The organism is Chelatococcus sp. YT9 (assembly GCF_018398315.1).
In the GTDB taxonomy this organism is placed as follows: Bacteria; Pseudomonadota; Alphaproteobacteria; order Rhizobiales; family Beijerinckiaceae; genus Chelatococcus.
Window position 1 is genome coordinate 1,284,365 of sequence record NZ_JAHBRW010000001.1, and the last position, 15,800, is coordinate 1,300,164.

General features: G+C 62.8%; 11 protein-coding genes. 1 reads left to right on the forward strand and 10 read right to left on the reverse strand.

All coding sequences use genetic code 11. The annotated features are described in order from the left end of the window. Positions 1-2: 2 nt before the first annotated feature. The 8 genes from KIO76_RS05805 to KIO76_RS05840 are packed head-to-tail and all read right to left on the reverse strand — an operon-like array spanning position 3 to position 10,325. Positions 3-1,166 carry an alanine racemase gene (locus KIO76_RS05805; protein WP_249729757.1) on the reverse strand — a complete coding sequence of 388 codons (1,164 nt, stop codon included), beginning with the start codon at positions 1,164-1,166 and terminating at the stop codon, positions 3-5. Continuing rightward, entirely contained in the window at positions 1,166-2,929 is a 1,764-nt protein-coding gene (locus KIO76_RS05810; protein ID WP_213321892.1) for a hydantoinase B/oxoprolinase family protein, read from the reverse strand. Before KIO76_RS05810 ends, KIO76_RS05805 begins: the two co-directional genes overlap by 1 nt. Beyond that, positions 2,926-5,007, reverse strand: a complete 2,082-nt coding sequence (locus tag KIO76_RS05815; protein ID WP_213321893.1) for a hydantoinase/oxoprolinase family protein — start codon at positions 5,005-5,007, stop codon at positions 2,926-2,928. The genes KIO76_RS05810 and KIO76_RS05815 overlap by 4 nt, the downstream gene beginning before the upstream one ends. Positions 5,008-5,039: 32 nt before the next feature. Next, positions 5,040-5,948 (reverse strand): ABC transporter ATP-binding protein, encoded by a 909-nt coding sequence (locus KIO76_RS05820; RefSeq protein ID WP_213321894.1) that lies wholly within the window; start codon positions 5,946-5,948, stop codon positions 5,040-5,042. Next, positions 5,945-6,925 carry an ABC transporter ATP-binding protein gene (locus KIO76_RS05825; protein ID WP_213321895.1) on the reverse strand — a complete coding sequence of 327 codons (981 nt, stop codon included), beginning with the start codon at positions 6,923-6,925 and terminating at the stop codon, positions 5,945-5,947. The genes KIO76_RS05820 and KIO76_RS05825 overlap by 4 nt, the downstream gene beginning before the upstream one ends. Further along, positions 6,922-7,806, reverse strand: coding sequence for an ABC transporter permease (locus KIO76_RS05830; protein WP_213321896.1), 885 nt, complete (start codon positions 7,804-7,806; stop codon positions 6,922-6,924). The genes KIO76_RS05825 and KIO76_RS05830 overlap by 4 nt, the downstream gene beginning before the upstream one ends. After that, positions 7,803-8,750 (reverse strand): ABC transporter permease, encoded by a 948-nt coding sequence (locus KIO76_RS05835; RefSeq protein WP_213321897.1) that lies wholly within the window; start codon positions 8,748-8,750, stop codon positions 7,803-7,805. Before KIO76_RS05835 ends, KIO76_RS05830 begins: the two co-directional genes overlap by 4 nt. A 15-nt stretch (positions 8,751-8,765) precedes the next feature. Then, positions 8,766-10,325 (reverse strand): ABC transporter substrate-binding protein, encoded by a 1,560-nt coding sequence (locus KIO76_RS05840; RefSeq protein WP_213321898.1) that lies wholly within the window; start codon positions 10,323-10,325, stop codon positions 8,766-8,768. Between the two features lie 145 nt (positions 10,326-10,470). On the opposite strand from KIO76_RS05840, the gene KIO76_RS05845 reads away from it, so the two are divergent. After that, entirely contained in the window at positions 10,471-11,388 is a 918-nt protein-coding gene (locus tag KIO76_RS05845; RefSeq protein WP_213321899.1) for a LysR family transcriptional regulator, read from the forward strand. 156 nt (positions 11,389-11,544) lie between these two features. Here KIO76_RS05845 and KIO76_RS05850 read toward each other — a convergent pair whose 3' ends face one another. Together KIO76_RS05850 and KIO76_RS05855 are read right to left on the reverse strand one after the other, a co-directional pair. Further along, the gene (locus KIO76_RS05850) at positions 11,545-11,961 is read right to left on the reverse strand and encodes a helix-turn-helix domain-containing protein (protein ID WP_213321900.1); all 417 of its coding nucleotides are present in this window, start codon (positions 11,959-11,961) and stop codon (positions 11,545-11,547) included. Between the two features lie 146 nt (positions 11,962-12,107). Next, the gene (locus KIO76_RS05855; protein ID WP_213321901.1) at positions 12,108-15,614 is read right to left on the reverse strand and encodes a DUF4214 domain-containing protein; all 3,507 of its coding nucleotides are present in this window, start codon (positions 15,612-15,614) and stop codon (positions 12,108-12,110) included. Positions 15,615-15,800 lie beyond the last annotated feature (186 nt).

A 15,800-nucleotide genomic window follows, 5' to 3' on the forward strand; every position in this document is an offset into this window, starting at 1 on the left:
ATTCAATCCGCGCGGCCGCGTCCCTCGACGGCCCATTGCGCCACAAGCCTGTCGCCATCGACCACATGCAGAACATCGTGCATGTTGATGGTGGGATCGCAGTGCGGAACCGTGCATTCGACGACCGTGCCAATGGGCAGGGTGGCGCAGCCGGAGGCTGGAAGGATGCGGCCGAATTCATCGCCGCACCATTCGATCGTACCGACAAGCCGCTCGCCTGAAGGTCCCGGAAGCAGCACGCGCGGCGGCGGTCCGTCCCAGGCGAAGCTCTTGCTGCCCCCATCGGTGATGGCGAAGCCTGCCGATGAATGGCCGATGACGGTGACAGCGATGCGCAGGGCCGAGCCGAAAACGAGCTCGCCGCTGCCCGCGATATCGACCGAATTGTAAGCCTCATCCATGAAGACATAGGAACCCGGCTGCACCTCCGTGAACAGGCGGCGCTCGGCATCCAGCACATGGCTGCCGGTGCCGCCGCCGGAGATGATGGCAGGGGCGAGCGAGGCAGCAGCGAGGGCGTCCAACATCGGCACCAGCCGCCGGGCAACCTCGTTGTTGGCCGCACGCCGCTGGTCAAAATCATCGATATGCTGGACACGCCCCTGATAGGCCTGCACCCCGGCAAAACGCAGATAAGGGTGGTCAGCCGCGGCACGCGCCAGCGCAACGGCATGGGCGGGCTCCGCCACGCCACTGCGCAGCAGGCCGACATCGAGATCAACCACCAGATCGATGCGCGTGTCATGCCGCCTGGCGGCGTCTCCATAGGCGGTTATGAGGTCCGCCCGGTCCGCCACCACCATCAGGCGAGCTCCGCGTGCGGATGCCTGCGCCAGCGCGTCGATCTTGGCGAAACTCGCCACAGGCGCTGTCAACATCAGATCGTCGATGCCGGCCCCGAACAGGGCGAGCAGCTCACCTGGCTTGGCGCAACAAATGCCGAGCGCGCCTGCGGCGAGCTGCCGCCGCGCTATCTCTGCTGACTTGTGTGACTTGGCATGGGGCCGCATGCCGACACCCGCCCGCCGGCACGTCTCCGCCAGCGTTGCGAGGTTGCGCTCAAAGATCGGCAGGTCGAGCACCGCGGCCGGGGTTTCAAGATTTGCGCGGCTCGCCCCAATCCCCAATTTCGGCGCGTTCAACGCCGCTGCACCCACGCTGTTCATCACGATTGTCGCTCCTGTCGGAGACGCCTTGTTGCGGCTGCGTCTACGGAGAGATCATCGTCGACGATGACCCCGTAGTCACGCAATGCCCCCTCACGGGTCACCTTGCCCTCGCGGATGTCGTCGAGGACGCGCGACGCTTCCCGCAGGAACGGATTGCCATAACCACCGCCGCCAGCGCCCGTGAGGCGAAAGACATCGCCGGCCTTAGCCGTGAAGCTCTCCATCGGCATGGTCGGCAGATTGTGTGTGGTGCCGTCCAGCCTGATCAGGAGGTGCTCGGACGAAGAGCCCGTACCGCCACCCTCGACGCCGTAGGGCGGATGCGCACGCCGATCCCCACGCAAGGTGAAGCGCGCGTCTGTGAGAAACTTGAAGCTGCGCACGAAGGCAAGGCCGCCTCGGAACTCGCCTGGCCCGCCGGAGTCCGGCACCAGGCCGTAATCGAGCACCTCGATCGGCATGTCCGTCTCGATCATCTCAACTGGCTGGTTCGAGAGATTGGCGGCGGGGTTCGAAATACCCTCGATGCCATCCTTGGTGGCGCGGGCACCCCAGGTCCCGACGACCATCTCATTGAGCACGAACGGCCGGCCTTGGTGTATGCCACCCGATGCGAGCAGATACGGCCCGCCTTCCGAGCCACCAATGGCGCGTTCGGGCACCACCTGCGCCAGCGCCTGCATGATCGCATCGAAGACACGATAGCCGACGACCCCGCGGGCGCCGCAGGCCGCGGGATAGCGCGGATTGACCAGACACCCTTCCGGCGCGTGCACGGTGATAGGCCTGAGATAACCCTCGCAATTGGGAATATCCTGCTGCGACAGGCAGCGAATGGCGCTGAAGGCCGCCGATTCGGGAAGCGAAATCGGACAGTTGATGCTGGCAGCCACCTGGTCAGCCGTGCCGGCAAAGTCGATGTCGATCGTATCATCGTTGACGGTGACGGTCGCCACGATGGGAAGCGGCGCCGGGTTCTCGCCCACGCCGTCAATATAGTCCGTCGCGCGATAGACGCCGTTCGGCAGATCGCGGATCGTCTCGCGCATCATTGCCTCGGCATGGTCATGAAGGGCCTCGATATAGCTGTCGAGTTGCGCTTGCCCGTAACGGGCAACGAGGGCTTTCAGTCCCTCCTCCGCCACGTTGCATGCGGCGATCTGCGCGCGGATATCTCCGAGCACCTCGACCGGCGAACGCGTGTTCGCCTCCAAGATGCCGAGGACGGCTTCATTTGGTTTGCCGGCTTCATAAAGCTTGAGCAGTGGAAGTCTCAACCCTTCCTGCTGAATCTCTGTGGCATAGATGGCTACACTCCCGGGTACAATTCCGCCGAGGTCGGTGTGATGAGCGACGGTCGCCGCGAAGCCGGCCAGCACGCCGTCGGCGAAGATCGGTTTGAGAATATAGACATCCGGGAGATGTTGCCCGCCCGACCCGTAGGGATCGTTGGCAATGAGCACATCGCCCTCCTTGAGCGAGGCGCCGAAACGCTCTCGCACGAACTGCATGATACGCGGGAATGAACAGAGCTGGATCGGCAGCGTAAGACCCTGCGCGATGACCCTGCCCTTCGCGTCGCAAAGGCCGGTCGAATAATCCATGATGTCGCGCACGACCGGGGAATAGGCGCTGCGCATGATGATCAGCGCCATCTCGTCAGCGGTGGAGGCGAGCGCGTTGCGGATGACCTCGAGGGTGATCGGGTCGATCGCGCAGGCAGCGCGCGCCCCGGCAGCGCTCATGTCAGCTTCGCTCATGCCGCGTCTCCACTGAGCGTGATGGCAATGTTGCCTGCCTCGTCGAGGCTCGCCGCCTGGCCCGGCCCGATGACACAGGTGCTGTCGTAGTCCTCGATCACGAAAGGTCCGCGCCGGGGCGTAGCGTCCAGGTCGCCGCGGCCGATGACCGCAACGGTCGCGGGTGTGCTCTCGGCGGCGAAGACGACGCTTCGATCGGCCCGCCGCAACGGCGTGTCAGGATGGAAATGCGGAGGCGGCGCGACGAGCGGCAGGCGCACGGTGAGGCGCGCATTGACGAGATGCACCTCATCACCTGCGGAGCGATGACCGTAGGTGCGCTCATGCTCGCGATGGAACAGCTCCCTCAGCTCATTCACGGCAAGTCGTTCAGCCGGCACGGTGAGCTCATAAGCTTGCCCGACGTAGCGCAGATCGGCGGCCCGATGAAACGTCGCGGCCGCCTGATCATAGCCTTCCAGCGTCATGATGCGGCGGGCGTCTGCCACGAGCTCGTCGAACAAGGCTGCAAGCGCCGCGTCATCGATCTCCCCCGGCCGATGTCGAGACGGCCGCACGAATTCCTGCTCCACATCGGAGCGCAGCAGCCCGAGCGCGCTGAACACACCGGCGCCGCGCGGAATGATGACGCGCCGGATCCCGAGCGCCATCGCAACCTCCGCTGCCACTACCGGCCCGTTACCTCCGAATGCCACAAGCGTCGACTGACGGGGATCTCGACCGCGATAAGTGGACACGGCTTTGACAGCCCGCGTCATGGTGGTGACCGCGAGGGTCAGAACACCACGCGCCGTGCGCGACAATTCCAGCCCGAGCGGTCTCGCGACCTGATCGTTCAGCGCCGCGCGTCCAGCCTCCGCCTGAAGCGGAAAGGTGCCACCCGCGAGCGCCTCATTATTGATGTAGCCAAGCGTGAGAAAGGCGTCAGTCAGCGTCGCCCGTGTGCCACCAAGCCCGTAGCAGACAGGCCCGGGATAGGCGCCGGCGCTCTGTGGGCCGACCGAGACCTGATTCATGCGGTCGATCGCAATAATGCTGCCGCCGCCGGCCCCGATCTCCGAGACATCGATGAACGGCATCTTGATGGGGTAGCCCCCGCCCTTGACGAGCTTGCTCGACAGATTGATGCCGGCGCCCACTTCGTATTCGGTTGTGCGCGCGGGCTGGCCGTCCTCCACCAATGCGGCCTTGGCCGTCGTGCCTCCCATGTCAAAACTGATGATGCTGGGTTCAGCTTGGCCCGGAAAGAGGCGGGCACAGGCGATGACGCCGGCAGCCGGCCCCGACTCCACGAGCGACGCGGCGCGCCGGACCGCCGATTCCAGCCGCATGATTCCGCCGCCGGAATGCATCATGTCCACCGCGCAGGTGACGCCGATAGAGGCGAGCCGCGCGGTCAGGGCGCTGGCGTAGTTGCGAACCACCGGGCCGATATAGGCATTCACGACAACCGTGCTGGTACGCTCGTATTCTCGAATCTCGGGAAGGATCTCCGATCCCCGGCAGATGTAGACATCCGGGCCGAGTTCGCGCCGGAGGATTTCCTCTGCCGCGATTTCGTGAGCGGGATTCGCGTAGGCATGCAGGAAGCTGATGGCAACCGCCTCAGCGCCGGCTTCGCGGAAGTGCCGCGCGGCGGCAACGACATCGTCCTCCGACAACGGCAGCCTCACGCCGCCGTCGGCGCTCAGTCGCTCGCGCACTTCAAGCCTGAGCCGCCGCGCCACGAGCGGTTTCGGCTTGTCATACTGAAGGTCATAGAGCACGGGGATGCGCAGCCGGCGCATCTCCAGCACGTCGCGGAAGCCGGCCGTCGTCAACAGGCCCGTGCAGGCGCCCTTGTATTCCAGGATCGCATTGGTCGCGACGGTCGTCGCGTGGACTATGCCGGTGATACGATCGGGCGTGGTCTGAAACTCCTCGACCAGCGCCTTGATCGCCATGGCGATACCACGACTATAATCGTCAGGCGTTGAGGGCACCTTGCGCGTTTCTATCAAACCATCGTTGCGCGCAACAACCACATCGGTGAACGTGCCGCCGATGTCGACGCCTATCCTATAACTATGTTGGGACATTGATGTCGTCTCGACATTCCATTGATCTGTATTCAGATGCGTTCAGCCAACCGACGGCTGGTAAAGATCTCAGGCTTCAAATCCGGCGATTTCTGCCGGCGAGTGCTTGCGCCAAGGCTTGAACCGGGAGCTCCGGAGCGACGTCCCGCAAGCCCCTTCGGCACAGCCGCAATCAGAAGCCGTGTGTAGTCGTGTTGCGGATTGTCCAGCACCTCACGGCATGCGCCCTGTTCCACGATGGCGCCATTGCGCATGACGATAAGCCGGCTACATAACGTGCGGACGAGCGCGAGGTCGTGGCTGATGAACACAAGCGTCAGGCCGAGCTCCCGCGTGAGCCGCGCCAGGAGATTGACGACCTGCGCCTGCAGCGAGACATCGAGCGCCGACACCGGCTCATCGGCAAAGAGGATGTCCGGCCGCATCGCGAGCGCCCGCGCGAGCCCGACGCGCTGTCGTTGGCCGCCGGACAGCTCGTGCGGCAAGCGTGGCGCAAGTTCCGCGCCCAGCCCGACCAGCGCGAGCAACTCATAAGCCTCCGCGGACCGCTCGTCGCGCGGCACACCCCGCAGAGCCAGGGTCTCGGTAAGGCAGAGCTCCACTGTCTTGCGCGGATTGAGCGCGCTGCTCGAATCCTGGAACGCCATCTGAACGCGCCGACGCCATGGCCCCGCATGGTCGCGCATCAGGTCGGCGAGGTTCTCACCGTCGAGCAGGATCTCGCCCGACGTCGGCGCAATCAGCCCGACCGCGAGGCTCGCCAGGGTCGATTTGCCCGATCCGCTCTCGCCAACGATGCCTACCACGTCGCCGCGATGAATATCCAACGACACATTGTCGAGCGCGACAAACGGCTTGGCGCGGGTGAGCACCCTGTCGATCAGGCCGCCGCGCGGATAGGATTTGGTCACGCCTCGAAGGGACAGAAGGGCCGCGCTCATTGCGGCCTCCAGCAGGCCAAGCGATGCGCGGTACCGGCCACCAGCGGCGGCATGTCCGTCGCGCACACAGCGTCGGGGTGCGGACAGCGCGGCTGGAAAGGACAGCCGGCCGACATGCGGCCGAGACGTGGTGGCGTCCCCTCGATGGTCGCGAGGGGTCCGACCGGTCCGTCGAGCCGCGGCACGCAGGAGCGCAGCAATCGGGTATAAGGATGGCGCGCGCCGAGCTCGATGGTTTCAACGGGCCCGTCCTCGACGACCTTGCCGCCATACATGACAACGACGCGGTCCACGATTTCCGACACGAGTTGCAGGTTGTGGGAGATGAAGACAACGGCGAGACCCAGATCCCGGCGCAGTTCCGCGATCAGGTCAACGATCTGCGCCTGCACCGTGACGTCAAGCGCCGTGGTGGGCTCATCCGCGATCAGAAGGCGTGGGCGGCAGGCGATCGCCATGGCGATCAGCGCGCGCTGGCGCATGCCACCCGAGAATTCATGGGGATAGGCATCGAGCCGCCGCACCGCATCACGAATGCCGACCCGTTCCAGCGCGTCGGCGGCCACTCTCCGCGCTTCGGTTTGTCCGACCCCACGATGGGCACGGACCACGTCCGTGATCTGCCGACCAATGGTGAGTGCCGGATTGAGCGAACTTTGCGGATCCTGGAAGACCATCGCCAGCTCCCGGCCGCGAAGGCTGCGCATCTCCGCCTCGCTCATCTCCGTCAGATCGCGGCCGTCGAACGTGATGCGCCCGCCGGTGATGCGGGCCGTACTGCCGAGCAGGCGCATCGCCGCTAGCATGCTGAGGCTCTTGCCGGAACCCGATTCACCGACGATGCCGACAGCCTCGCCGGGCGCCACCCTGAGATCCACCCCACGCACCGCCTCGATCACGCCCCCGCCGGCGGCACGGAAGCCGACACGCAAGCCTTCGATGGCAAGAAGCGGAGCGTTCATGGCAACCGCACTCATGCGACCAATGTCCTTGTTTCACTGCGCGGATCGAACAGATCGCGCACGGCGTCGCCCAGCAGGTTGAAGCCAACGACAGTGATTGATATCGCGAGCCCGGGAAAAACCGGCAGCCACCACTCACCGGAATAGATGGCGCTTCGAGCATCGGAAAGCATGGTGCCCCAGCTCGGGCTCGGCGGTTGAACGCCCAACCCCACGAAGCTAACAGATGCCTCGATGACGATGCCGATCGCGACGAGCAGCGTCGCCTGGACGATGATCGGCGACAGGCAGTTGGGCAGGATGTCGCCGAGCACGATTTCCCTGTGGCTTGCACCCTGGAGCAGACGCGCCTTGACGAAATCGGCGCGCACCACCCGTTGCGCCACCGCATAGGTGACCCGGCCAAACACAGGCGAAAAGAGAACTCCCACGAGCAGCACGATCTTCGCCTCGTTCGGCAGGGCGAGAGGCCCCAGGTGCAGGGGCCCCACCCCCAGGATGCCGACAATAGCGATGGCCCAGACGAGGAGCGGGATGGCCGCGATGCCATCGATGATGCGCATCACCAGCTGATCGCCCAGGCCGCCCTTATAAGCCGCGAACAGACCTGCGGACACGCCGATGAGGGCGCCGATGAGGACCGCCCCAATTCCCACGGTGAGCGAAGCGCGGGCACCATAGATGATGCGACTGAGGACATCCCGCCCCGCCTGATCCGTGCCCAGCCAATGCACGGCGTCCGGCGGCGTCAGCCTGTCCTCCAGGATCACCTCCACAGGATCGAACGGCGCGATCAGGGGCGCGAGCAGCGCGCTGCCAAGCATCAGCGCCACGAAAGCGGCGCCGAGCCAACCCGTCCAATCCACGCTGCGCAGGGCCAGGGACCAGCGGTTCATGCCGCGCTCCTCTGGCGCGGATCCAGCGTGCGGTTGACGAGGTCTGCAGCAAGATTGGCCATGACGAAGATGACCGTGAACAGGAAGACGATGCCCTGCAGCAGCAGGAAATCGCGCTGCGAGATCGCGTTCAGCAGCGCCCGCGACAGCCCGGGGATGTTGAACACCTGCTCGATGATCAAAGCCCAGCCGAACATGTAGCCGAAGGAAAGCGCAGCCAGATTGATGACCGGCGGCAACGCGTTGACGAGCGCATAAGCGACAACTTTCCACGCCGGCAGGCCCATGGCGCGCGCCGTGCGCACATAGTCTCCTCGCAACGCCTCCTGCAGGCTTGCCTGCGTCATGCGAGCAAGAACCGCGACATAGTAAACCGCCAGCGAGACAGCGGGCATCAGAATGGTCTGGAGGTGCAACATCAAGCCTGCGGAAGGCGGCGCATAGCCACCCGGGGGTAGCAGGCGCAGATCCACCGCGATGAAGCGTATAAGGATGATCCCCAGCCAGAACGCCGGGATCGACAAGCCGACGACGGCCCCCAGCCGCGCCAGCCTGTCGAACACACCCCCCGGTTGCAAGGCTGCCGCGATGCCAATGGCGAGGCCGAAGACCACTGCGATAACAAAGGCAAAAAGAACGATCGACAACGTAACCGGAAGTGAGGCCATGATTTCCCCCGCCACATCCCGCCCCGTGACGAACGATTTTCCGAAGTCTCCATGCGTGAAAACGTCGTTAAGCCAGGCGCCGTACTGGACCAGAACGGGCCTATCAAGGCCGTGGCTCTGCTCGAACTGGGCGATTTGCTGCACGGTGGCGTCCGTTCCCAGGACGACCCGGGCGGGGGAGCCCGGACCGGATCGCGTCAGGATAAACAACGCCAGCCCTACGAACAGCAACGTGCCAATAGAAGAGACTATTCGGCCGGCGATCAGGCGGAACATGGGTCCAGACCGCGTTTAAACTTTGGTCTCGCCGACATACATCGTCAAACCCTGGTTGACCTTGAAGTCTTTCACCCGGTCGCGCCAGAGATTCGATGCGTGCACGTAACCGAGCACGCCGATTGGCGCATCACGCGCGACGATAGACTGGATCTTGCCATAGATCTCCTTGAGCTTGGCCTGCTCCGTTTCGGCGAAGGCGGCTGCGAGCAGCCCGGTAAGTTCCGGGTTGTCATAGCCCGTGCTCTTTGACAGCACCTGACCTGGCGTCAGCGTCACCTGCACGATATAGCTCGCCTCGCCCGGCGACATGAAGACCTGCAGCGCCATCTGATGCTCACCGCGCGCGATCTGCTGGATGAGCACTGAGAATTCATAGACCTTCAGGTTGACCTTGATTCCAATTTTGGCGAGCTGCGACTGTACGAAGATCGCTGCGTCCTTGGTATCGAGCAGGTAAGGCTCGGCCTGGATGCTGAGATCAACCTCAGCGCCGTTCGGATACTTGGATTTCGCGAGAAATTCCTTGGCACGATCAAGGTTATACCCAAGCTCCTTGTCGGCCTCCGCGTTGTACCACCAGCCACGCGGCGGCGCCGGGACGGAGGTTGGATCAAGGAGCCCGTAGTAAACCTTGTCGCCGATGACCTTGCGATCCAGCGCAGCCGAAATCGCCTTGCGGAAATTTACATCGTCGAGCGGCGGCTTGAGATTGTTCGTGAACATGAGCAGCGCACCGCCCAAGGTGGGCCGTGAGGCGCCGGTGACGCCGGGCATATCCTTGAGCTTGCTGAACTCACGTGGTGGGGGCGCGCTGATGATATCCACCTGCCCCGTCAGGAGATAGGCGACACGCGTCGCATCCTCCTGGATCATCTTGACGACGAGCCGGTCCCAATGTGGCAGCCCCTTGCGCCAGTAATTCGGATTCTTCTTGAAGCTGATGTAGTCGTTCGGCTTCCACTCCTCGAAAATGCCGAAACCTGTTCCGACGCCGGCCGGCCGCGACTTGAAATAATCGTCGCCATGCTCCTTGCGCGATCCCGCCGGGAAAATCCCCATATACTTCGTCAGGAAGTAGAGCCAGGGCCCGTAGGGCTCGCTGAGCTCAAACTGCACCTTGTCCGGCGCAAGCGCCGTCACCTTGGCGATACGTGTGAAAAGCGAACGCCGCGCGGCCTTGTTCTCCGGATCGAGCAGATAATCGAAACTGTATTTCACGTCCTCGGCTGTCATCTTCTTGCCGTTCTGGAACGTGACGTCATCGCGCAGTTCGAAGACGTAGGTCTTCTTGTCAGCGGAAATCGTCGGCAGCGCCTTCGCGAGCTGCGGCTTCAGCACACCATCGACATCATACTCGACCAGGTTCTCGAAGACCGTCTGGCCGAGCACCATGGCGTCATGATTGAGCTGGTTGATCGGATCCATCGTGATCGGATTGCTCGGCAACACGATCGTCAGCGTCTTGCCCTCGTTGGGCTGCGCATGGAGCAAGCTGGCCGGGAGGAAGGAGGCCAGGGCACCCGCGGCGCCGCCGGCAAGCAAGCGGCGGCGGTCAGTCTGAAAACGATCCATCGAAGTCCCCCTCATTCTTGGACGCTGCCGCGCGGGACAGGAAAGCGCGGCAGATCAGGCGAGCGTAGCACCAAGAGCCGCTCGAATTAAAATAAGAAGCCTTGGCCACTTGATTGCATTTCGCTATCATCTTGGGTGTCGACCCATGTCGGCAGCAATAGGTCTCTACCGTCCCATGCGCTACACTTTCGGTCAGGCCGAAGCCTTCTATTGGGTTGCCCGTCTCGGTGGCTTCCGCGCGGCGGCGGCGCATCTCAACCTCTCCCAGCCGACGGTAAGCCTGCGGGTGAAAGAGCTCGAGCGCATTCTCGGCGGTGATCTTTTCGATCGCTCCCTGTATCGCCCGGTGCCGACCTCACTGGGCGCCAGCATCTACAGCGACGTGGAGCGCATGCTCGCCCACGCGGAGCTCGTGCAACGCCGCTCGAGAGAGGACATGCCCGGCCACGGCCTCCTGCGCATCGGCGCCGCCGATTCATTTGCGGCGCGCATCCTTCCGGATCTCCTGGCGGCGCTCGCGGCCCGCCACCCGAGCCTGCAGGTCGACGTGACCGTTGATTTCAGTACACGGCTGGAGCAGCTCCTGCTCGACCGGGCTATCGATATCGCCTTCCTGTCGCAGCCGCGCGCTCACGAGAAGATCGTGATTACCCCGCTGTGGCAGATCGATCTCGTCTGGGTGATCGGACGAAATTTGGCCTTCGATGGCGATATCGCCACGCCGGAGAAGCTTGTTGGGCTGCCCATCTTTACCAACAGCCCACCTTCCGGGCTGTTCACCACCATACAGATGTGGTTCGGCACCCGCGGTCTGAAACCGCTGAGACTGAATACGTGTAATCCGCTGACGGTGATTGCGCGGCTGGCGAACGCCGGCACGGGCGCGGCCCTGCTGCCGCGGGAGATTCTCGGCTTTTCAGGCGAGGGGCTCGATCTCAGGGTGCTGGAAGCAGACCCGCCGGTCGCGGGCCATCACCTCTGTGCCATGTGGTGGGAAGCCGAGACTTCGGGCGAATATGCCTATTTGGCCGACATGGCCCGGCAGATCGCGCTACGCAACTAGCGCGAGCCACAAGACAGGGCGTGGGGCAGCTGCGCGTCGGCGCGTGTCCCGCCTCTCTCACATGAGCGTGGCGCGTCAATCCCGATCGGCGGTCCCCGGCTGCGCTCTTGCCCGACGCACCTGCGAGCAACCTCAGCAGTCCAGGCCGAAGCGGGATTACGAAGTCGGGCGCTGGTCGGCGGCAGCCTTGACGATCTTCTGGACCGTTCGGAAAGACATTCCGGATGTGCGCGCCAGCTTCCGAATCGACCAATTCGTTCCTGACGCATCGGAATCCCGGTGCGAGAAACGCAGGCTGACGACCTGCTCGACAGTGTCCGCGCCGAACTTCGGCAGCCGGCCGCGGCGTGGCTCCTTGATGCCATCGAGGCCCATCTCGGCATAGCGCTTCCGCCATTTTCCGACGGCCTGCTGAGAGAGCTTCATGGTTTCGCTGATGGCGTTGTTGCGGGCTCCAGCGGCCGCCAGGAGAATGCACTGCGCTCTCAGCCGTTCATCCGGCGAGGCAGTCTGCATCCATTGTTCGAGTTCAAGGCGGGCGGCTTCAGACAGCGTGATCGGCTGCGCCTTCATGACTTCCTCCGGTGCGGGGATCGCCTGCGGCGACCGGTGCGGCCTCAATCGGAAAGTCGACATGCACGGTAATGAAAAATAGGACCCGGCGCGTACGCCGGGTCCCGAATGGCAGCCATCCAAGGGGATGGAGGATCTCCGACCGATCAGCCAGTGAAGACCAGATCGTCCTGAGAGATACCCGTGACGCCTGTCAGCTCGACAACATCAACGATGTTAAAGTTGTAAGCGGTGACTGGACCAGCCGACTCCGTAGCAACCTGGGCAAGGCTGATGTGGAAGTCGCCGCCGGTATCGCGCCAGCCGATCAGGAAGGCATCGCCGACATCAACGTCGTTGTCTGCGATGATCGCCTGCATGCTGCCGATGTTTAGCGCTGAAGCAACTGCGTTGTGATTGGCGAACGTGCCGGTCACATCGATGAAGGAAGGCGTGGACACGAGGCTCCCCAAGTTGCTGAGCACGTTGTCGAGCGTCAGGAAGTCAGCCTGGATATAGTCTTCCGTGTCGAAAGCCGAGCCGACGACATCACCATGGGTGTTGACGAGATCGCCCGGGAGGTAGTTGTTCATCGCGCTGATGTCGATGACAATCTTGTCGTTACCATCGTAATTGAAGTCGGTAATGACGTTGTGCGAGACAGTCTGGCCGCCACTGTTCGTCTGGCCGACGTTGTTGAGATAAACCCAATCGTTCCCAGCGCCGAGCGTGATCGAGTTCTTCCCGGTCGTCGCGGTAACGATGTAGTCGTTGCCAGCGCCAGCATCAACGACGTTGTTGCCGGCACCTGTGAAGACGAAATCATTGCCCCCACCGGCGTCGATGTTGTCGTTGCCAGAGCCAGCTTTGATCCAGTCACCGGTAACTTGACCGATGTGGTCGTCATTATCACCGAAGCCGTCTGCGCCTTCATTGTTGAAGTTGTAGAAATTCTCCGGCTGGCTGCCGTCGACATGATCGTTGCCGACCGGGCCAAGGCTCACGAAGCTCTGCGAGACATCGCTAATCGATGCATAATCTTCAACGTCGTTGTCCGTTCCGATGAAGTTGACACCGCCCTTGTCGTTAAAGAAGTCAACATGGACCGTATCTTCGGTAAGGCCGGAATAGTCCTGGTTCTTGATCGCCTGATTGGCAAACGTGAACCAGTGACCGCCGTCACCGCGATCGCTTTCCTGCCAATCACCTTCTTCGAAGATGCCGGCGCCGGACGCGGTCAACGTGCCGAGGCTGGAGCCTTCCGAAAGGTTGTTAGCGAGGATCCAGGTGCCGACACCGACCGAGCCGCCATTGGCGATCGTGATCGTGGTCTTCTCGACATCGCCGGCGCCGAGGTACCAGAGGTTGGTCTCGGAGTCGTTCTCTGCGGACAGCGTGATCTCCGAGATCGTAGCGCCATTCGAAAGAACCGGGCTGCTCAGATCGCCAAGAGCATTGATGAGGTTGACGTTGGTCGTGGAGCCCTGCGCCGAAGAGAGATGGATCTCGTCGAGGTAACGGGCCGCATCAAACGGAGGCGGGTTCTGGAAGCCCAGAGCAAGACCCACACCAACGGAGTTGATGTAGATATCGCCGCTCGCCGTCGCATGGGCGTCAAAACGCTCCAGCGCGTCAACGTTGCGGATGTCGCGCAGCATGATGTCGCCGGTGTCCTTGGTCTCGAAGGACATGTCGGTAACAGCATTGGTGCCGCCGATATCGGCAAAACCGCCCATATAGTAGTAGGAGTCGGAATAGTCACCACCCGCCCATTGCGGATAGGCACCCTTATAACCGAGGATCAGGTCGCCCTTGCCGCTGTTCTCAACAGTCAGAACACGCGTCACCGGGTGAGCTGCGTCGGTGATGTCAAACTGCCAGGCGTCGCCCGAAAGATCAGGCTGCTGGTTATTGAAGTACGTGTCGAACTGGCCTTTCGACTCGAAGTGGAACTCGCCGGCGCGCTTCACGCCGAGAGCACCCGCGTCGTCATTGGCCTTGTTGTTCGCCCAGGTGACCTTCAGGTTGCTGTCGGAGACACCGGGAGCGTACTCGATAAGGTGATAGGCGTTGGCCTGCGTGCCGAACACGTTCAGGTTCGCCACCGTCGAGTCCATGTTGATCAACGCGAAGCGGTTGCTGCTCTCGTTGACATTCACGGTCTTGACGTCATCGACCTTGGCGAAGTTGAGCGTCGCATTGGCCTTGAACGTGAGGTCGAAGGTCTCGATCTCGGTGCTCGTCGGCGCGCGCGTGCCACCCGTGGTGAAGGTCGCATAGAGCGTGTCGTTGCCGCCGTTCCCATCGAACACGTCGCCGTTGGAGAGCGTGTCGCCGGTGTAGAGCTTGTCGTTGCCCGCGCCGAGCTTGACATTGATGTCAGTGGTCGAGTCGGAGATGTTCAGCGACAGGTTCGACTTGGCAGCCGAGGCGTCGATGCTGGTGAGGCCAGCGTCGAGGGCGTTCTTGATGCGGAAGTCGAGGCCGGCCGTGCCGCCGTCGATCGTCAGCTTCGTGGTGCCCTGGGAGTGGAACGAGTTGACGTCCGACGTGAAGCCCGCCGTGTCGTTGATGGTCAGCGCGACCGTCTCGATCTTGGCACCGGCGTCAGCCGTCAATTCGACATCGCCGCGAACTTCCTTGAGGCCGAGCTTCACAACCTTGCCGGCACCGACAGCCTGAGCGTCAAAGTCGAGCGTGGTGTGCAGCAGGCCGTTCGACGAGACATCGTCGTCGATGCTGTAGACGGTGTCCGAGCTCTGCAGATTGCTGAGCTTGGTGTCGACACGCAGCGTGTCGAGAGCGATCGCGTCGATCTCGGTCCAGCGGCGGGTGTCAACGGTGACCGGGCCCGTGCCAGCGGCGTCGCTGGTGCCGACCGTGATGAGGTCGACGTTCTTGATCGTCTGGCCGTCATAACCACCCGAGGTGAACTCGAGCTCGACCGAGCCGGAATTGCCGGTGATGATGTCGCCAGCCGTCAGCGTGCCCGTGCCACCACGAACGACGTCGCCGTCATGGATGTTGAGGATGTCGACGCCCGAGGTCAGCGGAATGGTCTCCGGCTCCGGCTGCGGCTCCGGCGGCAGGAAGTCCGGATTGAACAGCGTGCCGGTGTAGACGGGCTCGCCATCAGCAGCGGCCTCGAGGAAGCCGGCGATGTATTCCTGCGCCGCGTCGGTAAATTCCGGCGACTGTGAGAACGACAGGACGAGGCGGGCGAGAGCTTCCTCGCGGCCGACTTCCTGGGTCCACTGGCCAAGAGCGGCGGTCCAGAACTGCACGCCAGCAGGCTCACCTTCGCGGCCGAGCACGTTGACATACATCTTCGCGACGACAGCTGCGTCGGGAAGATTGTCATACTGGTCCTGGAACTCCTGGCTGACTGCGAAAGCGGTCGACAGATTGCCGAGCGTAAGCGTGCCGCCGACGTTCGCCTGCGTGTAGTTCTGCACCCAGAAGTCGAGACCAGCGCTGTCCGGCACGCGACCGAACACAGCCTGGTAGAGCTGAACGACGGGGTTAACGCTGCCGCGAGCGGCGGTGATCAGAACATCCTGCAGCTCCTGCACGGTGTCGTAAGAACCGGCAAGCGCATTCACTTGGGACTGGGTAGGCGTAACACGAAGAATTGCTTTGTAGTTGGCAGCAACTACTGCGGGATCAAGAGCCATGGACGGATCCTCTCGAGACACAAGGGGCAGGCCAGGCCGTAAGCCGAGGCATCTGCCGTAGCCGGGGGTATACAGCGTTCTTCATACCCATACAAGCCAATAGTAAGTGTTTTTTATATCCACTCGCACCTCGGCACGTTCCCTTAGCTCTCAAAATTTTCTTTTAAATCAATATGTTAAGTGTCG